A 21,822-nucleotide genomic window follows, 5' to 3' on the forward strand; every position below is an offset into this window, starting at 1 on the left:
GGCTAGCGGTGCGGCGGCTCTGTTGCAAGCCGGGGGTGTGGTGTCGTAGGACGGGAGACATGACCAAAACCGACCCCACCGCCATCATCCGCATCGCCCGAGAGAACGGGGCCGAGGTCGCGCCGGTGCCGCTCGACCTTGGCCACCGGGTGCGCGAACTCAGGAAGGCGCGCGGCTGGACGCTGGAACAGGCGGCGGCGCAGGCGGGGCTGGCGCGATCCACGCTGTCGAAGATCGAGAACGGGCAGATGTCGCCGACCTATGACGCGCTCAAGAAGCTGGCGCAGGGTCTGGCGATCTCGGTGCCGCAACTCTTCACGCCGCCCTCGAAGGCGCAGGTGAACGGGCGCATGGCGGTGACAAAGGCGGGCGAGGGGCAGGCGCAGGCCACCGCGACCTACGAACACGAACTGCTGGCGGCGGCGCTGACCCGCAAACAGATGCTGCCCTACCGCGCCCGCATCCGTGCCCGCGATCTGGCCGAGTTCAACGGCTGGGTGCGCCACGACGGCGAGGAATTCCTTTACGTGCTGACCGGCACGATCCGGTTGTACACCGAGTTCTACGAACCGCAGGACATGCGCCGCGGCGATAGCGCCTATTACGACGCCACGATGGGCCACAACGTCGTCTCCACCTCGGAAGAGGACGCAACGATCCTCTGGGTCACGTCCCTGGTCTAAGGCGGGGCTGGTCTAAGGCGCCGCCCTACATCCCGATCGCGTTGCCGACCTTTTGCGCGCCGGTCGTGATGTCCTGGCCGGCCCCGGCCACGGTGTTGCAGGCGGCAAGACCCGCCAGCAGGACGACAAGCAAGACGTTCCGCATCATCCCTTATCCTTCATACCACCAGACGTTCGGCAGGAAGCCGATCCAGTCGCCATAGATTGGCAAAGTCTTGGGATATTTCAACTCTTTCACATGGGCAAGGCGTGACACGGCGTCGAACCAGATCGGGATCACATAGCGCCCCGAGGTCAGCACCCGGTCCAGCGCCTGCACGGCAGAGACGAAATCCTCATGCGTGGTCGCCGTCAGCATCCCCTTGATCAGCGCGTCGATGGCGGGCTGGTCGGCCCCCATCAGGTTGCGGGTGCCGGGTTCGGTCACGCCCTCGGCGCCCCAGTAGAGCGTCTGTTCATTGCCGGGGCTCAGCGACAGCGACACGTCGTATTGCGTCATGTCGAAGTCATAAGCGCCGGTGCGCTGCACATATTGCGCCGAGTCGATCGTCACCGCCTGCACCGCGATCCCCAGCCGCTTCAGCGCCGCGATATACATCTGCACCACGGCCTGCATGTCGGCCGAGCCTTGCGGCAGCAGGATGGTGAAGGCGAAGGCCTCGCCCGCCGCGTTGCGCAGCACGCCATCGGGGCCGGGCGTCCAGCCCGCCTCCTCCAGCAGGTGCGTGGCCTTGCGCAGGTTGCCCCGGTTCGCCTCGGTGCCGTCCGAGACGGGCAGCGCATAGCCGTCGAGCGCGCCGGGCAGCAGGCTGGCGGCGAACGGCTGCAGGTCGGCCAGCACCTGCCCCTGCGCCGGGCCGTGATCCATCCCGAGGTCCGAGTTCGAGAAATACGAGGTGATGCGCGGCTCGCTGCCGCCGTTCAGGGTCTGGTTGATGAACTCGAAGTCGAAGGCGTCGATCAGCGCCTCGCGCACGCGCCAGTCGGCAAAGATCGGCTTGCGGGTGTTCATCACCAGCCCGGTGATGCCCGAGGGGCGGTGGTGCGCGATCTCGTCCTTGACCACGGCCCCTGAGGCGACGGCGGGAAAGTTGTAGTTCGTCTGCCACTTGGCCGGGTTGCCCTCGCGGTAGACGCTCAGCAAACCGGCCTTGAACGCCTCGAACAGCACGTTCGAATCGGCAAAATAATCCACCCGGATCTGGTCGAAGTTGTATTGGCCCCGGTTGAACGGCAGATCCTTGCCCCACCAGTCCGGGTTGCGCTTGAAGCTGATGAACCGCCCGGCCTCGAAGCTGTCGACCACATAGGGGCCCGACCCGATCGGCGCCTCCAGCGTCGAGGCGGTGAAATCGCGGCCCGCCCATTGCGCCTTTTCCAGCACCGGGCGCAGCCCGAGGATCAACGGCAGCTCTCGGTCGGGTGTCGAGAAGGTGAACCGCACGCGCCCCGGCCCGGTCTGTTCGGCCTTGGCAACCTTCGTCCAGGCGGTCAGATAGCGCGGGTGGCCGACGGTGCCCAGGGTCTGGAACGACCACAGCACATCCTCGACCGTCACCGGATGACCGTCCGAGAATCGGGCGGCGGGGTTCAGGGTGAATTCCACCCAACTGCGGTCGGGTGGCGTCTCGATCGATTCGGCCAGCAGGCCATAAAGCGTGAAGGGCTCGTCATAGCTGCGCCCCATCAGGCTTTCGACCGTCAGGCCGGCCAGCGCATAGGGCGGGCGGCCCTTGAGGATGAAGGGGTTGAGCGAATCGAATTGCCCGACCTCGCCGGTGACGATGGTGCCGCCCTTGGGCGCATCGGGGTTGGCATAGGGCAGAGACACAAAACCCTGTGGCAGCGCGGGTTCGCCATACATAGCTATGCCCCGTGTCGGCTCTGCCGCACTGATTCCGGCGCTGAACACCACAGCGGAAAGAGCAAGGGCGAGTCGCGCGGCGGCCGCATGCACGAGGCGCACCGATTGGAAAAACTCTAGGCGTTCCATCGCAACAATCCCCTGCCGACCTTGTTTTGCTGGCCCCTCACTAACGGGGCTTTGCTGGAAATTCAAACTTCTAGCTTCCCTTGTGCATCAAGATTGCGTATAAAGACTGCACTGCTCGATAGGTTTCTTGCCTGTATGAAACCTGCCTCAACGACTTAACGCCCGCCTTGTGCGGGCGTTTTTTTTTGGCCGTCGCGTCACAACCGCGAGACCCTGCGCCGCCCGCTATGGTATTTGCACCCGCAGCAGGGCCGCCACGGACCGACTGCAGGTGCAGCAAGGAGAATCCCATGTCCCTTTCAGGAAAGACCGCCATCGTCACCGGCTCCAACTCGGGCATCGGCCTCGGGATCGCGCATGAACTGGCGCGGGCCGGGGCGAATGTGGTGCTGAACTCCTTCACCGACCGGCCCGAAGATCACGCGCTGGCCGCCGCGCTGGCGAAAGAGCACGGCGTGACGGCGCGCTACATCGCGGCCGACATGTCGAAGGGCGACGACTGCCGCGCGCTGGTGACCAAGGCGGGCGGCTGCGACATCCTCGTGAACAACGCGGGCATCCAGTTCGTCGCGCCGATCGAGGATTTCCCGGCCGCGAAATGGGACGCGATCCTGGCGATCAACCTGACCTCGGCGTTCCACACCACCGCCGCCGCGCTGCCGAGGATGCGCAGGGCGGGCTGGGGCCGCATCGTCAACATCGCCTCGGCGCACGGCCTGACCGCCAGCCCGTTCAAGTCGGCCTATATCGCCGCCAAGCACGGGCTGGTCGGCCTGTCGAAGACGGTCGCGCTGGAAACCGCGGGGCAGGGCATCACCTGCAACGCGATCTGCCCGGGCTATGTGCTGACGCCGCTGGTGGAAGCGCAGATCCCCGACCAGATGAAGGCGCACGACATGGACCGCGAAACCGTGATCCGCGAGGTCATGCTGGACCGCCAGCCCTCGCGCCAGTTCGCCACGGTGGAACAGATCGGCGGCACCACGGTGTTCCTGTGCACGGCGGCGGCGGACCAGATCACCGGCACCACGATCAGCGTGGATGGCGGCTGGACCGCGATGTAGCGCCCGGCGGCGGCCTTCGCCTCCGGCGGGGATATTTGGGCCAAGATGAAAGCGGTCAGGCGAAGAGCGACCGCACAAGGCTGGCGGCGATCGCCCACATCGTCAGCGCGATCGCGAGGTCGAGCAGTTGCCAGGCGCGGCGGCTTTGCATCAGCGGCGCCAGCAGGCGGGCGCCGTAACCGAGGCTGAAGAAGAACACGAACGAGGACGCGGTGGCGCCGACACCGAACGCGGTCTTCAGCGGCAGCCCCGCGTAGCGGGTGGACACCGCGCCGACCAGCGCCAGCGTGTCGAGGTAGACATGCGGGTTGAGCCAAGTGAAGGCGGCCCCGGCGGCGAGCGTCGGCCAGAGGCCCTTCGAGGTGCCGCCGATGTGCAGCGCCTCGTCGCCGCGCCAGGCCGCGCGCAGCCGCAGCGCGCCGTAGACGGCGAGGAACGCCGCGCCAAGGGCCGCGAAGATCGCGGGCAGGGCGGGCACCAAATGCACCACCGCGCCGAAGCCCGCGACCCCGGCCGCGATCAGCACCGCATCCGACAGCGCACACAAGAGCACCAGCGGCAACACATGGGCGCGCAACAGCCCCTGGCGCAGCACGAAGGCATTCTGTGCCCCGATGGCGAGGATCAGCGACAGGCCGGTGGCGAAGCCGGTAAGGGCGGCGGCGAGCATTCAGGCCGCCCGCTGGCGCGCGATTTCGGCCGCGATGGCGGCGCCGAGGCGGGCGTTGTTCAGCACCAGCGCGATGTTGGCGGTCAGCGAGCGGCCCCCGGTCAGTTCGAAGATGCGTTGCAGCAGGAACGGCGTCACCGCCTTGGCGGCGATGCCCTGCGCCGCGGCCTCGGCCAGCGCGGTTTCGATCGCCGGGGCGAGGGTGCTGGCGGCGATTTCGTCCGCCACCGGGATCGGGTTGGCGACCAGTTGGCCGCCGGGCAGGCCAAGCGCCGCGCGCATCAGATGCGCCGCCGCGATCTCGGCCGCGCTGTCCATCCGCAGCGGCGCGCGCAGGCCCGAGGCGCGCGACCAGAACGCGGGCAGATCGTCCTGCCCGACCGCGATCACCGGCACGCCGAGGGTTTCCAGCACCTCCAGCGTCTTGGGCAGATCGAGGATCGCCTTGGCCCCGGCGGCCACCACGCTGACCGCGGTTTGCGCCAACTCGCGCAGGTCGGCCGAGATGTCGAACGTGCGTTCCGCGCCGCGATGCACCCCACCGATGCCACCGGTGGCGAAGACGTCGATGCCCGCGATGCGCGCCGCAATCATGGTGGCGGCCACGGTGGTGGCGCCGGTGCGCCCGGCGGCCATGCAGGCGGCCAGATCGGCGCGCGACAGCTTCATCACGCCCGTGGCGCGGCCGAGCGCATCCAGCTCGGCTTCCGACAGGCCGATGTGCAGCCGCCCCTTCAGCACCGCGATGGTGGCGGGCACGGCGCCTGCGGCGCGCACCTCGGCCTCGACCCGCGCCGCGGTCTCGACGTTCTGCGGAAAGGGCATGCCATGCGTGATGATGGTGGATTCCAGCGCCACCAGCGGCGCGCCCGCGGCACGCGCGGCGCGCACTTCGGCTGCGTAGGTCAGGTCCATGATCGCCTCGTGTGCTGCGGTGTCGGGGAGGGTATCGCAAGCGGCGGCGCGACGCGCAAGGGCACGGGGTTCATTGACCCGGCCCCGGTCCGGGCCTACCGTCGCACGAGAGCAACCGGAAGGGATACGGCCATGGCTGAACAGTCACATGCGGGCCACGCGAAAGCGGATACTGCGCCCGACCTCGCCGCCGAGATCGCGGCGCTGCGCAAGGAGCTTGAGGTGCTCGCGCGTCATGTGGCGCGAATCGGGGAGGCGGGCGTCGCGGGCATGACCGGGGCGACGAGGGCGAAGATCGGCGAAGGCGTCGAGACGCTGGAAGGGCTCGAGGCGCGGGTGGAGGGCGAGGTGCGCACACGCCCGCTGCGCGCGCTCGGCCTTGCGGCGCTTGGCGGGTTCGTGCTCGGCCTGATCCTGCGGCGCTGAGCATGGCGGCCCTCTGGCGGCTCGCGCAGCTGGCGCTGGCGGACGAGATCGAGGTCTGGCGCGGCCACGCCCGGCGGCGGGCCGGGCTGTCGGTGGTGCTCGGGGTGCTGGCCATGATTGCGGTGGCGATCGCGGTCACGCTTGGCGTCGTGGCGCTGGCGATCCGGCTGGGGCTGGTGGGCGCGTTGGCGGTGGCGTTGGGGCTGGCGATCCTCGGCTGCCTGATCGTGCTGATCGCGTTGCACCTGGAAGGCCGCGCCCATGCGCGCAGCGTTCAGGCGCAGAAGGCCGAGCGCAAGCTGCTGATGGAAACCGCGCTGATCGCCCTGCTGCCGGGGATGAAAGCGGGCACCGCCGTGGCGGTGGGGCTGGCCGTGCTGGCGCTGGCGCTGCTGACCGGCAAGGGCAAGGACAAACCCTAGCCGACCTCGCCCGAGACATAATCCGCCGCCGCCCGCAGCGCGGCATCGAGCGCGGCTTCCGGAGCGGCGCCGCGCGCCTCGGCCACGATATGCGCCGCCATGAAGGTGTCGCCCGCGCCGGTGACACGGGTCACCATGACCTGGCGCGGGGTGCGGGTCAGCACACCGCGCGCCGATCCCTCGGCACAGGCGCGCCCGCCATCGGTCACCAGCACGCGGGCAGCGCCGCGGGCCAGCAACCCCGCAGCCGCCGGGCCGGCCGCCTCGAACCGGGTCTGGCACAGCAGCCCGGCCTCTTCGAGGTTGACGTAAAGCGTGACGCGGGGATGCGCGAGCAGCGGCCGCAGCCGTTCCGCCTTGCCGGGCGAGGCGGGCGCCACCCGCAGGTCGGCCGCCGAGAACAGCGGGCTTTGCGCGATCTCGGCCAGGAGCCCCGTCGTCAGGTTGCCGTCCAGCGCCACCGGCCCGGCCCAGGGCGCGGCCGCGCTGCCGAGCCGCCCGTCGGCCAGCGGCCGCAGGATGCGATCGCCGGCGGCCTCCAGCGAATGGGCGTCGGCAATGGCGGCGATCAGGCCGTTCGCACCCTCGACTGCCATGTAGCGGTCGGTCGGCAGATCATCGGAGCGATAGACGTGGTCGGTGATCAGCCCCAGACGCCGCGCGGCGGCGATCAGCTCCTCGCCCTCGGCGTCGCGGCCGATGGCGGTCAGGATCGCGGGCCTGAGGCCGAACCGCGCCAGCGTCATCGCGATGTTCATCGCCACGCCGCCGGGCAGCCGGGTGATGCGGCCCGGCACGTCGGACCCCAGCCGCATGTGCGAGGGCGCGCGGCCGATGATGTCCCACAGGACGGAACCGATGCAGAGGATGTCGGGGGCTTCGTTCATGCGGGCACCGTCTCGGATCACGCAGTCTCGGATCACGCAAGTTTCATCGCCGGTTACGGGCCGCAACGCAAGTAGCGCCTTCTGCGGCGGGCGGGCAGGCGTATGCTGCGACGACCCGATGCGCCACCACAGGGGAACGGCGATGCAGGCGACCATGTTCAAGCCCATGCAGGCCACCATCCGCAAGGCAAGGCCGGGGGATGCGCTGTTCATCGCGCGCATGGCCGATGCCGCGACCGGCGGCGTGGCGCATCGCGGCTGGGCTGCCATGACAACGCCGGACGGCGACGCCTTCGCGGTCGGCGCCGAGATCGCCGCCGATGCGACCGGCTGGCCATCCTATGCGACCTCGTGGATTGCCGAGGTCGATGGTGCGCCCGCCGGAATGCTGATGGGCAAGTTGCTGCCGCCCGAGCCGGAGCCGATGCCCGAGGGGCTGCCCGCGCATCTGGCGCCGATCTTCGAACTGCATGCGCTGGCGCCCGACACGTTCTACATCGACATCCTGGCGGTGGAGCCGGACCGGCGCGGTCAGGGCCTTGGCACGGGCCTGATCCGCTTTGCCCAAGGGCGCGCGGGGCGGCAGGGTCTCAGCCTGATCGTGGCGGGGGAAAACCGCCGCGCCCGTGCCCTTTACGCCCGTGAAGGCTTCGCCGAACGCGCCCGCCGCCCGATCCTCGACCCGGCACTGACCCCGACCGGCGATGACTGGGTGCTGCTGGTCCGCCCGACACAGGGGAATGGCCAATAGCGGTTTCCGCGGCGGCGTGGCAGGATCACGGAACCGATGCCGCAAAGGATACCGCAGATGCCGACCTGGGCCGGATTGCCGCGCGAGACCCCGGCCTATCTCGCCGAGCTGGCCGCCAACAACCGGCGCGACTGGTTCGAGGCGCACCGCGAGCGCTATGAAGCGGCGTGGAAGACCGCCGGGCTCGACTTGGTGCAGGCGCTGGCGCCGGTCTGCGCGGCGGCAGTGCCCCGGCTCGACGCGGTGCCGAAGGTCGGCGGAAGTTTGCGCCGCATCCACCGCGACATCCGGTTTTCCAACGACAAGTCGCCTTACGCGCCGATGCTGCACATCCTGCTGCCGGTCGCGGGCGGGGCGGCCCACCACGGCATGCATCTGGTGCTGCACGCCGACCACCTGAGCTTCGGCGCCGGGCAATGGGGCCTGTCCCCGGCCGGGCTGACGCGGTTCCGGGCGCGGGTGGCGGACCCTGCCGACCGGGCCGCGCTGCTGGCCGCTGTCACACAGGCCGAAGCCGTCGGCAGCACCTGGGACGAACCCGTCCTGAAACGCCTGCCCGCGGGCCTGAGCGCCGATCCGGCCTGGGCGCACCTGATGCGCCGCAAGTCGGTGATCCTGCGCGGCGCGACGCCGGGCCTGCCGGACTGGCTGTTCACCGCCGACGCCACCGCGCAGCTTTCGCGCCTGATCGCGGGGCATCTGCCGCTGCTGGGCTGGCTCGGGCGTTAGCGGGGCTTGCCAACCGGGCGGGCAGGCTGTAAGGGCAGCCACACTTCACAGGCAGAGCTTGGGCCGTTCGGGACACACATCCCCGAAGGTCCGCCGGTTGCTTCGGACGTCTTCCGGGGTGAGTGGCTTTGCCGAGGGATAAACCGGAAAGGAAAACGAATGGCGCTTCCCGAGTTCAACATGCGTCAGCTTCTTGAAGCTGGCGTTCACTACGGCCACCAGACCGCACGCTGGAACCCGAAGATGGGTGAATACATCTACGGCGACCGCAACGGCATCCACATCCTCGATCTGACCCAGACGGTGCCGATGCTAGACACCGCGCTGCAGGTGATCCGCGACACCGTCGCCCGCGGCGGCCGCATCCTCTTTGTCGGCACCAAGCGTCAGGCCCAGAAGCCGATCGCCGAGGCCGCGGAAAAATGCGCGCAGTACTACATGAACCACCGCTGGCTGGGGGGCACGCTGACCAACTGGCAGACCGTGTCGAAGTCGATCCAGCGCCTGAAGCAACTCGACGAGTTGCTGGGCCACGGCGCCGAGGGCCTGACCAAGAAGGAACGCCTGGGCATGGAGCGTGAGCAGGGCAAACTGCAAGCCTCGCTGGGCGGCATCCGTGAAATGGGCGGCGTGCCGGACCTTCTGTTCATCATCGACGTGGGCAAGGAAGACCTTGCCATCCTCGAAGCGCAGAAGCTGGGCATCCCGGTCGTGGCGGTGGTCGATACCAACTGCTCACCCAAGGGCATCACCTATGTGATCCCCGGCAATGACGACGCGGCCCGCGCCATCGCGCTTTACTGCGATCTGGTCAGCCGCGCGGCGCTGGACGGCATGTCGGCCCAGCTTGGCGCCGCCGGGGTGGACCTTGGCGCGCTGGAAGATGCGCCGGGCGAAGAGGCCACCGCCGACGCGTAAGCGGGCGAAGAGGCCACCGCCGACGCGCAAGCGGGCGGGAGGCTGTAGCCGATCTGTTACCGGGCGGGGGTAAGCCCCCGCCCGAACCCATGAATTGAAATCGACACATCGAGGAGAGCCGCTATGGCAGTCACCGCTCAGATGGTGAAGGAACTGCGCGATTCGACCGGCGCGGGGATGATGGACGCGAAACGCGCCCTGACCGAAACCGATGGCGACATGGAGGCCGCGGTCGACTGGCTGCGCACCAAGGGGCTGGCGAAAGCCGCCAAGAAGGCCGACCGCGTGGCGGCCGAGGGTCTGGTCGGCGTTGCCGTGATGGACGGTCGTGGCGTCGCGGTCGAGATCAACTCGGAAACCGACTTCGTCGCGAAGAACGAGGACTTCCAGAGACTCGTGCGCGAAGTGACCAGGGTTGCGCTGGAGGTTGGCGACTCGGTCGAGGTGGTGAAGGCCACGCATCTGAACGGCAAGACCGTCGAGACGGTGCTGGCCGAGGCCATTGCCCGCATCGGCGAGAACATGACGCTGCGCCGCCTGCATGTGCTGGATGGCGACACGGTGGTGTCCTACGTCCACAACGCGGCGACCGAGGGCATGGGCAAGATCGGCGTGCTGGTCGCCCTGAAGGGCCCGGCCGACAAGGCGCAGGCGATCGGCAAGCAGTTCGCGATGCATATCGCCGCGACCGCGCCGCTGGCACTGGGCGAGGGCGATCTCGACCCCGCCGTGGTCGAGCGTGAACTGACCGTGCAGACCCAGAAGGCGCTGGAAGAAAACGCGGCCTCGGTCAAGCCGAAACCGGAAGCGGTGATCCAGAACAACATCATCCCGGGCCGGATGAAGAAGTTCCTGTCGGAAGCCACGCTGCTGGGCCAGGCCTTCGTGATCAATCCCGACGTGACCGTGGCGCAGGCCGCCAAGGACGCGGGCGTGGAGATCACCGGCTTTGCCCGCCTCGCCGTCGGCGAAGGCATCGAGAAGAAAAGCGAAGATTTCGCCGCCGAAGTGGCAAAGACCCTCGCCGGCTGATTCGGACCGGGACGCACACCGACAGGGCGGGGCGGGCCGCAGGGCCCGCCCTTTCCGTTTCGAGCCGTCGGATTCGGAGGGACTTCGGGGGGACTTCGGGGGCCATTGCAAACGGAAAACGGCACAGACCGTTTGATCTGCACCGTTCCCGTACTCGCGCCGGTCGTTTGGGGATATAGACAAAGCGCAACACACGTGCCAAGCGGGTCTGGCGGACTATGCGCCAGACCCCGTCGGCTGCAAACCCGGAGAGCCTGAAATTACAGGAGGCCGGGTCCGCGTTCCTTGGCATGAGCCACCACACTCGGAACAAGACAGAGGGTGCCAATTTACGTCGCGTCACGTAAGTCGGGTTTTCCTTACCTTGAATCATTGACCGGCGGAATGCTGCCGATCACCCTTCGACGATGAAGATCTGATTAAGCCGCGAGGCTTTTGCCACGGCATGAGCAGTGGTTTCCACCGCCAACGCCTCGCGCGTCAGGCGCAGGTGCTTTTCCACCATCGCGGTCGAGATGCCCATCAGCAGGGCGATGTCCTGCGTGGTCTTGCCATCGGCGACCCATTCCAGCGCCTCGCGCTGGCGCTGGGTCAACGGGGTGCCGACAAGACGCGGCAGGCTGGTGAGTTTCAGGTGCAGCAGGTTGGAAATGACCAGCAGTTGGCGGCCGTGCTCGTCCCAGATCGCGTCAACCTTGTCTTGCGTCATGTCGCGCCGCCCGACCAGACCAAGCGCCCCCTTGGCCCGCACCGACACATCGCGAAAGCTGATCGAATAGCCTGCGATGACGCCCATCGAGCGGTTGAACTCGATCACCTTGCGCTCGGCCGGGGTCAGCCGACGCGCGACATAGGCCTCGGCCACCTCGCGCCAGCTGGTCGCGCCGACGTTCTCGGTGGACCAGCGGACCATCGGCGCGTCGCGGTAAAGCTTGCGGCCGACGAAGCCATCCAGATAGGCCTGATCATGGTTCGACAGGAACAGCAGGTTTTCGATATTGTCGAGGGTGTCGGACTGCCAGTAGGGCGTGAAGCCGTACATCACCCGGTCAAAACCGAAGCCCGACACCCAGTCGAGGTAGAGCGACCAGACCTCGGTGATCGTATCGGCCTCGATCATGCGTTCGAGTGTCGTGAGCATTCCGCCCGATCCCGCCGCCTTACGCCGCAAGGCATGATGCCCTCGGACCTTCACTTGATCACTTGGTCAAAGAGTAGACAACCTTTCCCTCTTGTCGAGGGGTTACGTGTGCTTTTCTTCGCCGATGCGCATGGTAGAAGGCGGCAGGCAAGGAGACGGGCATGGCGGAAACCTGGGATGTGGTCATCGTCGGCGGGGCGGCGATGGGGGCGTCGGCGGCCTATTGGCTGACCCGGATGGCCCCGGGCTTGCGCGCTCTGGTGGTCGAGAAAGACCCGACCTATGCCCGCGCCGCCACCGCGCTGTCGGTGGCCTCGGTGCGCCAGCAGTTTTCCAACCCGGTCAACGTGGCGGTGTCGCGCTTTGGCGTCGGCTTCATCCGCGACTTTCAGGCCTCGCTGGGCCATGATGTCGGGATCGGTTCGCTGGGCCTGCGCGAGAATGGCTATCTGTTCCTCGCCGCCACCGATGCGGGTGCCACGCTGATGGCGGATCTGGCCGCGATGCAGCGCGGCCTGGGCGCCGCGACGGAAGTGCTCGCCCCGGCGGCACTGGCGGCGAAGTTCCCGTGGATGACCTTCGACGACGTCACGGCGGGATCATTCGGGCCGCGCGACGAGGGCTGGTTCGACAACATGGGCCTGCTGAACGGCTTTCGCGCCGCCGCACGGGCGCAGGGCGCGGTGTTCCGCACCGATCACGTCACCGGCCTGCACCGTGTTGGCGCGCGCATCACGGGGGTGGCGCTGGCCTCGGGCGGGTCCGTCGCGGCGGGTGCGGTGATCAACGCAGCCGGCACGCGGGGCGCCGAAGTGATGCGGATGGCAGGTGAAGACATTCCCGTAGAACCCCGGAAACGCACGGTTTTCGTGATCGACGCCCCGAACGCGCGGCACCCGGATGCGCCGCTGCTGATCGACCACACCGGCTATTACATGCGCCCCGAACATGGCCACTGGATCATCGCGACGGTGCCCAGCATCGACCCGGCGGTGGACCCCGAGGATTTCGAGCCCGACGCGAACCAGTTCGAGGACGTGATCTGGCCACTGGTCTATGCCCGCGCGCCCGGCTTTGACGCGGTGAAGGTGGTGCGGCTCTGGGTCGGGCAGTATGATTACAACACGCTCGACCAGAACGCGATCGTCGGGCGCTGGCCGGGGACCGACAACCTCTATCTGATGAACGGCTTTTCCGGCCACGGGTTGCAGCAGTCGCCCGCGATGGGGCGCGGCATTGCCGAACTGGTGCTGAGTGGCGGCTACCAGAGCCTCGATCTGTCCGATCTGGGCGCCGAGCGGGTGCTGGCGGGGCGGCCGTTCCTGGAGGCGGCGATCGTCTAAAGCAGCCGGGCGAGCAGGGTCGGCAGATGCTCGCGGGCGAGGCTGGGCGCCACCCAGTCGGCACCGGCATGGTCTTCGTGGTCGGTGTAAAGGCTCGGCGTCACCAGCACGCGCAGCCCGGCGGCGCGCGCCGCCAGCAAGCCGTTGCGGCTGTCCTCGAACGCCAGCGCATCCGACGCGGGCAGGCCAAGCCGCTCCAGCGCCAGCAGGTAGACATCGGGGGCGGGCTTCTTGCGCGCCACCTCGTCGCCCGCCGCGATCACGTCGAAAACCTCGGCCGCAGGCAGGCCCCAGGCGGCCAGCGTCAGCGCCTCGATGTTGGGGCGACTGGTGGTGGTGGCCACCGCCAGCCGCAGCCCGGCGGCCCGCGCGGCGGCGACCAGCGCCGCCACGCCGGGGCGCAGGGGCAGGGCGCCCGCCGCGATCAGGGTGGTGTAGTGCGCGGTCTTGTCGGCATGCAGCGCGGCGATCTCGCCCGGTGTCAGCACCGCGCCGAGACGTGCCGCATGGGCCGCGATGCGTTCCTTGCCGCCGGTGGTGGCCAGCAGGCCGCGGTAGTCGTCCGGCGTCCAGTGCCAGCCCATGCCGCGCGCGGCAAAGGCCGCGTTGAAGGCCGCGCGGTGCGCCTCCTCGGTCTCGGCCAGCGTGCCGTCGACGTCGAAGATCAGCGCGGCCGGGGTCATGGCAGCAACGCCTCCAGAATGGCCGGAAGGGCGGCGAAATCGTCGAACAGCGCGTCATGGTGCAGATCGGCGACCGGCGTCTTGCGATAACCGTGGGTAAACAGCGCGAAGGGCAGGGCGGCGCGATGGGCGGTTTCGGCATCGACCTCGCTGTCGCCGACATAGGCGGTGCGCGCGCGACCAAGTGCGGCGGCGGCGTGCAGCAGCGGCGCGGGGTCGGGCTTCTTTTCGGCCAGACTGTCGCCGCCCACTACGGCGCGGAACAACCCGTCGATCCCGAAGGCCGCAAGGATCTCGTGCGACGGCCCCACCGGCTTGTTGGTGCACAGACCGATCGCCCAGCCCGCCGCCGCCAGCGCCTGCAACGTTTCGCGCACGTTGGGGTAAAGCCGGGTCAGCGTCGCCGGGTCGGCGTTGTAGTGGCCCAGAAAGCGCGCCATCAGATCGCCGTGCGGCTGCGGCAGGGCGCGCGCGGCCTGCACCCGCTCGATCAGGACCGGCACACCGTTGCCGATGAACGAGGTCACGCGCGCCAGATCGAGCGGCGCGGCGCCCACCTCGGCCAGCATGCGATTCACCGCGGCGTGGATGTCGGGCGCGCTGTCGATCAGCGTGCCGTCGAGATCGAAGACGACCGCCCTCATGCCGCGGTTTGGCGCTGTGCCGCGCTGGCGGCATCCCGGATCGCGCGGATATTCGCGCCGTAAGGTGCCGGGTTGGCGACCGAACCGCCCTTGAACACGGCCGATCCCGCGACCAGCACGTCGGCCCCGGCCGCCGCCACCAGCGGCGCGGTTTCGGGCGTCACGCCGCCGTCGATCTGAATATGGATCGGGCGGTCGCCGATCATCGCGCGCAGGGCGCGGACCTTGGCGATCTGGCTGTGGATGAACTTCTGCCCGCCGAAGCCGGGGTTGACCGTCATGATGCAGACCAGATCGACCAGATCGAGCAGGTATTCGATATCGCCCAGCCCGGTGCCGGGGTTGATCGCCAGCCCCGGCCGCGCGCCCGCCGCCCGGATCGCCTGCAAGGTGCGGTGGGTATGCGCGCCCGCCTCGGGGTGAACCGAGATGATGTCGGCGCCCGCCTCGGCGAAGGCGTCGATGAACAGATCGACCGGCGAGATCATCAGGTGCACGTCCATCACCGTCTTGATGTGCGGCCGGATCGCCTTGCACAGCGGCGGGCCGAAGGTGAGGTTGGGCACGAAGTGGCCATCCATCACATCGACATGGACCCAGTCGCAGCCCTGCGCCTCGATCGCCTGAATTTCGGCGCCGAAGTTGGCGAAATCGGCGGACAGGATCGACGGCGCGATCTTGATGGAACGGTCGAATGTCATGGCAAGCCTCGTTTGCATGGCTGGGGCCGGGCGGGGGTCACCCCGCCCGAGGTTCTACAGTCGGTTCAGGCGGCAGAGTTGATCCGCAGCGCCTCGCGCCAGCCGGGGAACAGCTTGTCGGCATCGCCGGGGAAGCTTTCGAAGGCGCGGGCGAATTCCTTGTTGTCCTTGGCGAACTCCACCGGGTTGGCGCCCTGTTTCCAGCATTGTTCGGCCTGCCGCAAGGAGGTTGCGCCCGCCGCCGCGCCGTCGATATGGCCGAAGGCGCCGCCGCCCGCCGTCATGATCAGGTTGGAGTGGCCAAGGTTCTGGAAGAAACCCGGCATCCTGAGCGCGTTCATGCCGCCCGAGATGATCGGCGTCGTCGGGTTCATGCCTTCCCATTCCTGATGGAAGTAGGGCCCGTCGGCGCTGTCGTCCATGATCATGTAGGCCATCAGCCTGTCGTCGGCCTCGCCCTCCATCTTGCCATAGCTCATGGTGCCGGTGTGGATGCCGCTGGCCCCCTGCAGGCGCGCCATCTTGGACAGCACGAAGGCGGTATAGCCGCGCTTGGCCTGCGGCGAGGTCACGGCGCCATGGCCGGCGCGGTGGTAGTGCAGGTACTGCTTGGGAAAGCGGCGCCGCGCGGTGGTGATCGCGGCCGGGCCTGCGACATAGCCATCGACGAGGAAGGCCACATGGTCGGCGTCCTCGCCGAAGGTTTCCAGGATGTACTCGCCGCGTGCCACCATCTCGTGATGGTCATCGGCGGTGATGTTGGCCGAGAAAAGCTTGGCCTGGCCGGTCTTGTCCTGGGCGCGCTTCATCGCATCGGCGACAAGGCGGATGGTTTCCTTCAGCGGCGAGAACACCTGGTTGCCCTGCGGCTCGTCGTTCTTGATGAAGTCGCCGCCCAGCCAGAAATCGTAACAGGCGTTGGCGAAGGGCTGCGGGCGCAGGCCGAGCTTTGGCTTGATGATCGTGCCGACGATGAAGCCGCCATCCACCACCGGGCGGCGCAGCACGCGCCACAGGTCGCGGATCGTGGTCGAGGGGCCGTCGAACAGGCGCAGGAAGTTCGGCGGCACATAGAAGTCGTGCATCTTGGCGTATTCGACATCACCCATGCCCTGGTTGTTGCCGATCGTCAGGGTCAGGAACGAAGCGATCATCGCGCGCCCGTCGATGATGTTTCTGTCAAAGAGATCAACCGGGTAGGCGATCTTCATCAGCTCCCTGGCGGGGTCGATCTCATACACCAGCGCATCGACGCCGCGGGTGAAATCATCGGTCGTCGACACGTCGACGTTGGTCCCGGTGGAGCTTTCGGCGGCAAAGTGGGCCGCGGTCTCAAGGTAACCATACCCGGCCTTGGGCTTCATGATGTAGGCGCAGAGCACATGGCGCCCGGCCGCGATCAGGTCTTTCTCTTTCAGGTTCAGATTGGCGTAACGGCCTGATTGATCCATTTTCAGTCTCCCTTATTCGGCGGCTTGGCTGATGGTGATGGCGGGGTCGAGGCTGCCTTTGGCATAGCGTTTCGCCATGTCGTCGATCGCGATCACCTTGATCTTGCTGGCGTTCCCCGCCGTCCCGAAGGCTTCGAGCCGGTCCCGGCAAAGGTCGCGCATGGCGTCCATCGCGGGTTTGAGGAACTTGCGCGGGTCGAACTCCCTGGGGTTCGAGACCGCGATCTTGCGGAACTGTCCGGTCATCGCCATCCGGCAGTCGGTGTCGATGTTGACCTTGCGCACGCCCATCTTGATGCCGCGCACGATCTCTTCCACCGGCACGCCGAAGGTCTGCGGCATCTCGCCGCCGAATTCGTTGATGATGTCCTGCAACTCCTGCGGCACCGACGACGAGCCGTGCATCACCAGGTGGGTGTTGGGCAGCTTGCGGTGGATCGCCTCGATCACGCGCATCGCCAGAATGTCGCCGGTCGGCTTGCGGCTGAACTTGTAGGCGCCGTGGCTGGTGCCGCAGGCGATCGCCAGCGCGTCGACCTTGGTGCGGCTGACGAAATCAACCGCCTGATCGGGATCGGTCAGCAGCATCGAATGATCCAGCTTGCCCTCGGCGCCGTGGCCGTCCTCGGCCTCGCCCTCGCCGGTTTCAAGGCTGCCCAGCACGCCCAGTTCACCCTCGACCGAGGCGCCGACCCAATGCGCGAAGCGCGACACCCGTTCGGTGATCTCGACGTTGTAGTCATAGCTCGCCGGCGTCTTGGCATCGCCTTCCAGCGAGCCGTCCATCATCACGCTGGTAAAGCCGTGGCGGATCGCGGTCAGGCAGGTGGCTTCGTTGTTGCCGTGGTCCTGATGCATGCAGAGCGGGATATCGGGATAGATCGCCGCCAGCGCCTCGATCATCTTCGACAGCATGATGTCGTTGGCATAGCTGCGTGCGCCGCGGCTCGCCTGGATGATGACCGGCGCATCAACGGCCTTCGCCGCCTCCATGATCGCCAGGCCCTGTTCCATGTTGTTGATGTTGAAGGCGGGCACGCCATAGCTGTGCTCGGCCGCATGGTCAAGCAATTGTCGTAGCGTAATCAATGCCATGTGGGTAACTCCTCAGATGGGGAAGGGGGCTCAGGCGCGCTTTGACTCGCGCACCAGACGCTCGATCAGCGGGGTCAGGATCAGTTGCATCGCCAGGTCCATCTTGTTGCCCGGGATCACGATCGAGTTCGCGCGGCTCATCCACGAGCCTGCGATCATCGAGGTGAGGTAGGGAAAGTCGATGCCGCGCGGGCTGCGGAAACGGATCACCACCAGGCTTTCGTCGGCGGTCGGGATCCAGCGCGCGATGAACGGGTTCGAGGTATCGACCACCGGCACGCGCTGGAAGTTGATGTCGGTTTCGGTGAACTGCGGCGTGATGCAGTGCACATAGGCGTGCATCCGGCGCAGGATGGTGTCGGTCACGGCTTCCGTGGTGTAGCCGCGCTGCGCCCGGTCGCGGTGGATCTTCTGGATCCATTCCAGGTTGACCACCGGCACCACGCCGATCTTCAGGTCGGCGTATTTCGGCAGGTTGACGGTATCGTTCACCACGCAGCCGTGCAGGCCCTCGTAGAACAACAGGTCCGAGCCGTCCTCGAACGGTGCCCAGTCGGTGAACTTGCCCGGCTCCACGCCGTAAAGCTCGGCCTCGCGGGCGTCATGGACATAGTGCCGGGTGCGGCCCTTGCCGGTTTCGCTGTAGTCGCGGAACACCCGCTCCAGCTCGCCCAGCTCGTTGGCTTCAAAGGAGAAATGCGAGAACGTCTGGTTGCCCGCCTCCTGTCGCTTGGTCAGTTCGGCCTTCATCGCCGCGCGGTCGTAGCGGTGGAAGGCGTCGCCCTCGATCGACACCGCCTTGAAACCCTCGCGGCGGAAGATCTGGTCGAAGGTGTTCTTGACGGTGGTGGTGCCGGCGCCGGATGACCCGGTGACCGAGATGATGGGGTGTTTCTTGCTCATGCTCTCAACTCCGGAACAGGCCGCGCTTGCCGAAGAGGGCGGATGTCTCTTCCTCCGGCAGGTCATGGTAGGCGGTGACGCGGGCGACCTTGTCGGCCGACCCGAAGATCAGGGGGGTGCGAACGTGCAGGCTGGTGACCGTTTGGCCCAGCAGCGAGTCGGCGCCATCGGTGGCCCCGCCACCCGCCTGCGCCATCAGAAAGGCGATCGGCGCGCCTTCGTAGAGCAGGCGCAGGCGGCCCTTCTCGTAGCCCTTGCGGTCGTCGCGGGGGTAGAGGAAGACGCCGCCGCGGGTCAGGATGCGATGCGTCTCGGCCACCAGCGAGGCGATCCAGCGCATGTTGAAGTTCTTGCCGCGCGGCCCCTCGGCGCCCGCGACCAGATCGTCGACGTAGGACCGGATCGGCCTCGGCCAGTGCCGGTAGTTCGAGGCGTTGATCGCGAACTCCGACGACTTGTTCGGCACCTGCACATTCCGCTCCACCAGGCTGAAGCGGCGCGTGTCGGGGTCGAGCGCGTATTTCAGCACGCCCGCGCCGAAGGTCACGACCAGGCAGCACTGCGGCCCGTAGATGATGTAGCCACCGGCGATCTGCTCGGCTGCCGGGCGCAGGAAACTGGCCTCGGCCGTTTCGGCGGCCGGATAGATCGAGAAGATGGTGCCGATCGACACGTTGACGTCGATGTTGGACGACCCATCCAGCGGGTCGATCGCCAGCGCCAGATCGCCGGTCGGGCCCAGGGTGACCACGTCCTCCTGCTCCTCGGAGGCGTAGAAGCGCACCGCGGTGCCGATCAGCGCGTCGCGAAAGGCATCGTCGGCGATCACGTCGAGCGCCTTCTGCCCGTCGCCGCCGGCGTTGGTGCCCACGGCACCGGCCAGATCGCCATCGTCGATCCCACCGCGCGCGATGCGGCGGGCGAGGTCGGCGCCGACCGCCGCAAGGCGGTTCATGACCTGCTGCAGGTGCTCCGGAACGTCGGCTCCTGCAAAGGCGGGTTGGTCCAGCGGCATCGCACTCCTCCCAAGGCTACGATTCTGTCATCATCATTGCGGAAGGCGGCATTAGATGACATTTAATAAAAGATGCGGAGCAGTCAGGAAAATTGAATGAGCCTCTCGGATGCCGTCACGCTGAAGCAACTGCGCGCGCTGGCTTCGGTCGCGCGCCGCGGGTCGATTGCCGCCGCGGCCGAGGCGCTGCGCCTGACACCGCCCGCGATCCACAGCCAGATCAAGGGGTTGGAGGCACTTGTTGAGACGCCGATCCTGCAACGAAGCTCTGACACCGCAGGCTCGCAACTGACCGAGGCCGGGCGCGCGCTGCTGGAGGCGGCGGAACGGATCGAGGTCATTCTGTCGCAGTGCACCGGCCAGGTGGAGGCGTTGTCGCGGGGGCAGGCCGGCAAGGTGGTGCTGGGCGTGGTCTCGACGGGAAAGTACTTCGCGCCGAAACTTGTCAAGCGGCTTAAGACCTTGTGTCCTGAGATTGAGATCGTGCTGCGGGTCGGCAACCGCGACGACGTGATCCGCGATCTGGAACGCCACGCGGCCGACCTGACGGTGATGGGCCGACCGCCGCGCTGGCCGCCGCTGGAGACCGAACCGCTGGGCCCGCATCCGCACGGCATCGTCGCCGCGCCGGATCATCCGCTGGCGGGCAGGCGTCACGTCACCGCCGCCGATCTGGTCGGGCAAACCTTTCTGGCGCGCGAGGACGGTTCCGGCACGCGCATCCTGATGACGCGCTACCTGGACCGGATCGGCGACGGACAGGTGTTCGACACGGTCGAGATGGGCTCGAACGAGACGATCAAGCAGGCGGTGATCGCGGGCCTCGGGATTGCGCTGCTGTCGCTGCACACGGTGATGGACGAGCTGCACGCCGGGCGCTTGGTGCTGATCGACGCGCCGGGGTTGCCGATCGTGCGGCACTGGTTCCTGGTCTGGCCCGCCGACAAGCCGATGCGGCCGGTCACCGACCGGGTCCGCCGCGCGATCCTTGACCTGAAAGGCGGATTTCTGCCCGAGTGATCGACCCGAATGATCGACCGGGCCGCAAGGTGTTGGCTAGCTTTCATATTACATAATATTGATTATAGGAATCTCGCCACTCCACCGGATCGTCGGCCCGTCCGGTGCTGCGCTGTCGGTGCCCAGCCCTGCGCCCAGCCCTGCGCTGTTTACCGCGAGTATGGCGGCGGTCCCTGATAAGGCCCCGAATTCCCGCCGCTGAACGGCATGAAGCGGTTCACCGTCCCCATCATCGGCCCGACGCTCTGGTCGATGTTGCGCGCCGAGTGCTGCATCAGCGTGACCGCCTCGGCCATCCGCGCGATGCTGGCGGACATGCCTGCGATCGTGCCGTTGATCTCGACAAAGCTGGTCTTCATGGTGTCGATGTCGCCCCGCATCCCGGCGACGCTTTCGTGCAGGTTGGCCATGATGCGGGTCATCGCCTGCATCTGCTGCGTCATCACCATGGTCTGCGCCACGGCCAGGTGCACGTCGCGGGTGAGCTGGTAGATCAGCACGAAGCCATAGGCGGCAAGGATCACGAAACTGGTCATGCCGGCGTAGACGATCATCCGCACCGTCTTCAGCGCGGCCGCCGCCTTTTCGAGGTATTCGAGGTATTCCGGCGGACGGTAAACCTCGCCCCGCAGGGCCGCCGCGCCAAGCGAGTGGTCATAGCCGGGATCGGCCGCACGCGGCTGGGCAGGAACGGTTGTGGCGTCGGGACTGGTATCGGGCATCCGAGGGCTCCGGGGTCTGGGTCTGTCGGGCGGACGGGCTCGCCCCGCCCCCCCATGGATCGTTACCGCTCAAGGCGCGGCGGCAAGCCGTCGCTCAAGGTCGGTGGCGAGTTCGGGCGCGCCCAGGCGGATCGCAGGAACCAGCGCAAGGGCGCGCGCGCGATCCCCCCGCGCGATCAGCGCGATCGCGGCCTGGTGGAAGGCGGCGGCGGCCTCGGCGGTGCGGCCGCTGTTGAAATAGACGTTGCCAAGTTCGCCAAGCGCGTCGGGGTCGTCGGGATGGGCGGCCAGAAACGCCGTGTAGGCGTCGATCGCCGCGCTGAGATCGCCGCGCTCGAAGGCCGCGCGGCCCGCATCCAGGGTTGCGGCCGGGGCCTGCGACGCCTTCGGGGCCGCCACTTGCCCCGGCGCCGTTCCCCGCGCCCAGAGCCAGGCCGCATGGGCCTCGCGCACGGCCCCCCGCCCGGCCCGATCGAGATCGGCGCTGAGTGGGCGCAGGTGATCGCTGCTCCAGACGCCAAGCAGGAAGAACACGACGGCGTAGAACAGATAGGTGACGATGCGGGCGATCATGCGCCTGCCCTCCCTTGAACCCGATGCGGGGCTACCTCGCC

General features: G+C 67.6%; 25 protein-coding genes. 10 read left to right on the top strand and 15 right to left on the bottom strand.

Annotation, left to right across the window (positions count from 1 at the left end):
• Nucleotides 1-59 precede the first annotated feature (59 nt).
• Complete coding sequence (locus AC11WY_RS02615; protein WP_482922244.1) at nt 60-683, top strand: helix-turn-helix domain-containing protein; 624 nt, start codon at nt 60-62, stop codon at nt 681-683.
• Between the two features lie 25 nt (nt 684-708).
• On the opposite strand, the gene AC11WY_RS02620 is transcribed toward AC11WY_RS02615, so the two are convergent.
• Complete coding sequence (locus tag AC11WY_RS02620) at nt 709-828, bottom strand: entericidin A/B family lipoprotein (RefSeq protein WP_482922246.1); 120 nt, start codon at nt 826-828, stop codon at nt 709-711.
• Between the two features lie 6 nt (nt 829-834).
• Complete coding sequence (locus AC11WY_RS02625; RefSeq protein WP_482922248.1) at nt 835-2,547, bottom strand: extracellular solute-binding protein; 1,713 nt, start codon at nt 2,545-2,547, stop codon at nt 835-837.
• A 419-nt stretch (nt 2,548-2,966) separates the two neighbouring features.
• On the opposite strand from AC11WY_RS02625, the gene AC11WY_RS02630 reads away from it, so the two are divergent.
• Nucleotides 2,967-3,740 (top strand): 3-hydroxybutyrate dehydrogenase, encoded by a 774-nt coding sequence (locus AC11WY_RS02630; protein ID WP_482922250.1) that lies wholly within the window; start codon nt 2,967-2,969, stop codon nt 3,738-3,740.
• Between the two features lie 55 nt (nt 3,741-3,795).
• Here the strand turns inward: AC11WY_RS02630 and AC11WY_RS02635 are convergent, their stop codons facing one another.
• Entirely contained in the window at nt 3,796-4,410 is a 615-nt protein-coding gene (locus AC11WY_RS02635) for a LysE/ArgO family amino acid transporter (RefSeq protein ID WP_482922252.1), read from the bottom strand.
• The gene (locus tag AC11WY_RS02640) at nt 4,411-5,325 is read right to left on the bottom strand and encodes a pseudouridine-5'-phosphate glycosidase (protein WP_482922254.1); all 915 of its coding nucleotides are present in this window, start codon (nt 5,323-5,325) and stop codon (nt 4,411-4,413) included.
• A gap of 132 nt (nt 5,326-5,457) precedes the next feature.
• On the opposite strand from AC11WY_RS02640, the gene AC11WY_RS02645 reads away from it, so the two are divergent.
• Both AC11WY_RS02645 and AC11WY_RS02650 read left to right on the top strand, forming a co-directional pair.
• Nucleotides 5,458-5,751 (top strand): hypothetical protein, encoded by a 294-nt coding sequence (locus AC11WY_RS02645; RefSeq protein ID WP_482922256.1) that lies wholly within the window; start codon nt 5,458-5,460, stop codon nt 5,749-5,751.
• A 2-nt stretch (nt 5,752-5,753) separates the two neighbouring features.
• Entirely contained in the window at nt 5,754-6,173 is a 420-nt protein-coding gene (locus AC11WY_RS02650; RefSeq protein ID WP_482922258.1) for a hypothetical protein, read from the top strand.
• Here the strand turns inward: AC11WY_RS02650 and AC11WY_RS02655 are convergent.
• Nucleotides 6,170-7,060: a PfkB family carbohydrate kinase gene (locus AC11WY_RS02655; protein WP_482922260.1), complete on the bottom strand. Its 891-nt coding sequence runs from the start codon at nt 7,058-7,060 to the stop codon at nt 6,170-6,172. The genes AC11WY_RS02650 and AC11WY_RS02655 overlap by 4 nt on opposite strands.
• 142 nt (nt 7,061-7,202) lie before the next feature.
• Between AC11WY_RS02655 and AC11WY_RS02660 the strand changes: the two genes are divergently transcribed.
• The 4 genes from AC11WY_RS02660 (at nt 7,203) to tsf (ending at nt 10,490) form a co-directional block, all read left to right on the top strand.
• Nucleotides 7,203-7,811 carry a GNAT family N-acetyltransferase gene (locus tag AC11WY_RS02660; protein WP_482922262.1) on the top strand — a complete coding sequence of 203 codons (609 nt, stop codon included), beginning with the start codon at nt 7,203-7,205 and terminating at the stop codon, nt 7,809-7,811.
• A gap of 57 nt (nt 7,812-7,868) precedes the next feature.
• On the top strand, nt 7,869-8,540 hold the full coding sequence (locus AC11WY_RS02665) for a DUF2461 domain-containing protein (RefSeq protein ID WP_482922264.1): 672 nt from the start codon (nt 7,869-7,871) through the stop codon (nt 8,538-8,540).
• A 159-nt stretch (nt 8,541-8,699) separates the two neighbouring features.
• A complete protein-coding gene (rpsB, locus tag AC11WY_RS02670; protein ID WP_482922266.1) occupies nt 8,700-9,458 on the top strand; it encodes a 30S ribosomal protein S2 in 759 nt (252 codons plus the stop codon).
• 123 nt (nt 9,459-9,581) lie between these two features.
• The gene (tsf, locus tag AC11WY_RS02675; protein WP_482922268.1) at nt 9,582-10,490 is read left to right on the top strand and encodes a translation elongation factor Ts; all 909 of its coding nucleotides are present in this window, start codon (nt 9,582-9,584) and stop codon (nt 10,488-10,490) included.
• Nucleotides 10,491-10,884: 394 nt separating this feature from the next.
• Here the strand turns inward: tsf and AC11WY_RS02680 are convergent, their stop codons facing one another.
• Nucleotides 10,885-11,631 (bottom strand): LuxR family transcriptional regulator, encoded by a 747-nt coding sequence (locus AC11WY_RS02680; protein ID WP_482922270.1) that lies wholly within the window; start codon nt 11,629-11,631, stop codon nt 10,885-10,887.
• A 161-nt stretch (nt 11,632-11,792) separates the two neighbouring features.
• Here AC11WY_RS02680 and AC11WY_RS02685 point away from each other — a divergent pair, with 161 nt between their 5' ends.
• Nucleotides 11,793-12,974 carry an NAD(P)/FAD-dependent oxidoreductase gene (locus AC11WY_RS02685; protein WP_482922272.1) on the top strand — a complete coding sequence of 394 codons (1,182 nt, stop codon included), beginning with the start codon at nt 11,793-11,795 and terminating at the stop codon, nt 12,972-12,974.
• Here the strand turns inward: AC11WY_RS02685 and AC11WY_RS02690 are convergent.
• The 7 genes from AC11WY_RS02690 to AC11WY_RS02720 form a co-directional block, all read right to left on the bottom strand.
• A complete protein-coding gene (locus tag AC11WY_RS02690; RefSeq protein WP_482922274.1) occupies nt 12,971-13,657 on the bottom strand; it encodes an HAD-IA family hydrolase in 687 nt (228 codons plus the stop codon). The two genes, AC11WY_RS02685 and AC11WY_RS02690, sit on opposite strands and share 4 nt — an antisense overlap.
• On the bottom strand, nt 13,654-14,301 hold the full coding sequence (gene gph, locus AC11WY_RS02695) for a phosphoglycolate phosphatase (RefSeq protein WP_482922276.1): 648 nt from the start codon (nt 14,299-14,301) through the stop codon (nt 13,654-13,656). The genes AC11WY_RS02690 and gph overlap by 4 nt, the downstream gene beginning before the upstream one ends.
• Nucleotides 14,298-15,002 (bottom strand): ribulose-phosphate 3-epimerase, encoded by a 705-nt coding sequence (gene rpe, locus AC11WY_RS02700; protein ID WP_482922278.1) that lies wholly within the window; start codon nt 15,000-15,002, stop codon nt 14,298-14,300. Before rpe ends, gph begins: the two co-directional genes overlap by 4 nt.
• A gap of 65 nt (nt 15,003-15,067) precedes the next feature.
• Nucleotides 15,068-16,453, bottom strand: coding sequence for a ribulose-bisphosphate carboxylase (locus tag AC11WY_RS02705; protein ID WP_482922280.1), 1,386 nt, complete (start codon nt 16,451-16,453; stop codon nt 15,068-15,070).
• Nucleotides 16,454-16,465: 12 nt separating this feature from the next.
• Nucleotides 16,466-17,548, bottom strand: a complete 1,083-nt coding sequence (gene fba, locus AC11WY_RS02710) for a class II fructose-bisphosphate aldolase (RefSeq protein ID WP_482922282.1) — start codon at nt 17,546-17,548, stop codon at nt 16,466-16,468.
• 30 nt (nt 17,549-17,578) lie between these two features.
• Complete coding sequence (locus AC11WY_RS02715; protein WP_482922284.1) at nt 17,579-18,451, bottom strand: phosphoribulokinase; 873 nt, start codon at nt 18,449-18,451, stop codon at nt 17,579-17,581.
• A gap of 4 nt (nt 18,452-18,455) precedes the next feature.
• Nucleotides 18,456-19,466 (bottom strand): class 1 fructose-bisphosphatase, encoded by a 1,011-nt coding sequence (locus AC11WY_RS02720; RefSeq protein WP_482922286.1) that lies wholly within the window; start codon nt 19,464-19,466, stop codon nt 18,456-18,458.
• 96 nt (nt 19,467-19,562) lie between these two features.
• Between AC11WY_RS02720 and cbbR the strand changes: the two genes are divergently transcribed.
• Entirely contained in the window at nt 19,563-20,486 is a 924-nt protein-coding gene (cbbR, locus tag AC11WY_RS02725; protein ID WP_482922288.1) for a LysR family regulator CbbR, read from the top strand.
• A 149-nt stretch (nt 20,487-20,635) separates the two neighbouring features.
• On the opposite strand, the gene AC11WY_RS02730 is transcribed toward cbbR, so the two are convergent.
• Nucleotides 20,636-21,208 carry a hypothetical protein gene (locus AC11WY_RS02730; RefSeq protein ID WP_482922290.1) on the bottom strand — a complete coding sequence of 191 codons (573 nt, stop codon included), beginning with the start codon at nt 21,206-21,208 and terminating at the stop codon, nt 20,636-20,638.
• 69 nt (nt 21,209-21,277) lie between these two features.
• On the bottom strand, nt 21,278-21,781 hold the full coding sequence (locus tag AC11WY_RS02735) for a tetratricopeptide repeat protein (RefSeq protein ID WP_482922292.1): 504 nt from the start codon (nt 21,779-21,781) through the stop codon (nt 21,278-21,280).
• Nucleotides 21,782-21,822: the final 41 nt, after the last annotated feature.

It is taken from the genome of Solirhodobacter sp., assembly GCF_964715405.1.

Bases quoted from the DNA above. Each gene is read 5' to 3' on its own strand.
- AC11WY_RS02615 (WP_482922244.1), top strand. From the start codon at position 60: ATGACCAAAACCGACCCCACCGCCATCATCCGCATCGCCCGAGAGAAC.
- AC11WY_RS02620 (WP_482922246.1), bottom strand. From the start codon at position 828: ATGCGGAACGTCTTGCTTGTCGTCCTGCTGGCGGGTCTTGCCGCCTGC.
- AC11WY_RS02625 (WP_482922248.1), bottom strand. From the start codon at position 2,547: ATGTATGGCGAACCCGCGCTGCCACAGGGTTTTGTGTCTCTGCCCTAT.
- AC11WY_RS02630 (WP_482922250.1), top strand. From the start codon at position 2,967: ATGTCCCTTTCAGGAAAGACCGCCATCGTCACCGGCTCCAACTCGGGC.
- AC11WY_RS02635 (WP_482922252.1), bottom strand. From the start codon at position 4,410: ATGCTCGCCGCCGCCCTTACCGGCTTCGCCACCGGCCTGTCGCTGATC.
- AC11WY_RS02640 (WP_482922254.1), bottom strand. From the start codon at position 5,325: ATGGACCTGACCTACGCAGCCGAAGTGCGCGCCGCGCGTGCCGCGGGC.
- AC11WY_RS02645 (WP_482922256.1), top strand. From the start codon at position 5,458: ATGGCTGAACAGTCACATGCGGGCCACGCGAAAGCGGATACTGCGCCC.
- AC11WY_RS02650 (WP_482922258.1), top strand. From the start codon at position 5,754: ATGGCGGCCCTCTGGCGGCTCGCGCAGCTGGCGCTGGCGGACGAGATC.
- AC11WY_RS02655 (WP_482922260.1), bottom strand. From the start codon at position 7,060: ATGAACGAAGCCCCCGACATCCTCTGCATCGGTTCCGTCCTGTGGGAC.
- AC11WY_RS02660 (WP_482922262.1), top strand. From the start codon at position 7,203: ATGCAGGCGACCATGTTCAAGCCCATGCAGGCCACCATCCGCAAGGCA.
- AC11WY_RS02665 (WP_482922264.1), top strand. From the start codon at position 7,869: ATGCCGACCTGGGCCGGATTGCCGCGCGAGACCCCGGCCTATCTCGCC.
- rpsB (WP_482922266.1), top strand. From the start codon at position 8,700: ATGGCGCTTCCCGAGTTCAACATGCGTCAGCTTCTTGAAGCTGGCGTT.
- tsf (WP_482922268.1), top strand. From the start codon at position 9,582: ATGGCAGTCACCGCTCAGATGGTGAAGGAACTGCGCGATTCGACCGGC.
- AC11WY_RS02680 (WP_482922270.1), bottom strand. From the start codon at position 11,631: ATGCTCACGACACTCGAACGCATGATCGAGGCCGATACGATCACCGAG.
- AC11WY_RS02685 (WP_482922272.1), top strand. From the start codon at position 11,793: ATGGCGGAAACCTGGGATGTGGTCATCGTCGGCGGGGCGGCGATGGGG.
- AC11WY_RS02690 (WP_482922274.1), bottom strand. From the start codon at position 13,657: ATGACCCCGGCCGCGCTGATCTTCGACGTCGACGGCACGCTGGCCGAG.
- gph (WP_482922276.1), bottom strand. From the start codon at position 14,301: ATGAGGGCGGTCGTCTTCGATCTCGACGGCACGCTGATCGACAGCGCG.
- rpe (WP_482922278.1), bottom strand. From the start codon at position 15,002: ATGACATTCGACCGTTCCATCAAGATCGCGCCGTCGATCCTGTCCGCC.
- AC11WY_RS02705 (WP_482922280.1), bottom strand. From the start codon at position 16,453: ATGGATCAATCAGGCCGTTACGCCAATCTGAACCTGAAAGAGAAAGAC.
- fba (WP_482922282.1), bottom strand. From the start codon at position 17,548: ATGGCATTGATTACGCTACGACAATTGCTTGACCATGCGGCCGAGCAC.
- AC11WY_RS02715 (WP_482922284.1), bottom strand. From the start codon at position 18,451: ATGAGCAAGAAACACCCCATCATCTCGGTCACCGGGTCATCCGGCGCC.
- AC11WY_RS02720 (WP_482922286.1), bottom strand. From the start codon at position 19,466: ATGCCGCTGGACCAACCCGCCTTTGCAGGAGCCGACGTTCCGGAGCAC.
- cbbR (WP_482922288.1), top strand. From the start codon at position 19,563: ATGAGCCTCTCGGATGCCGTCACGCTGAAGCAACTGCGCGCGCTGGCT.
- AC11WY_RS02730 (WP_482922290.1), bottom strand. From the start codon at position 21,208: ATGCCCGATACCAGTCCCGACGCCACAACCGTTCCTGCCCAGCCGCGT.
- AC11WY_RS02735 (WP_482922292.1), bottom strand. From the start codon at position 21,781: ATGATCGCCCGCATCGTCACCTATCTGTTCTACGCCGTCGTGTTCTTC.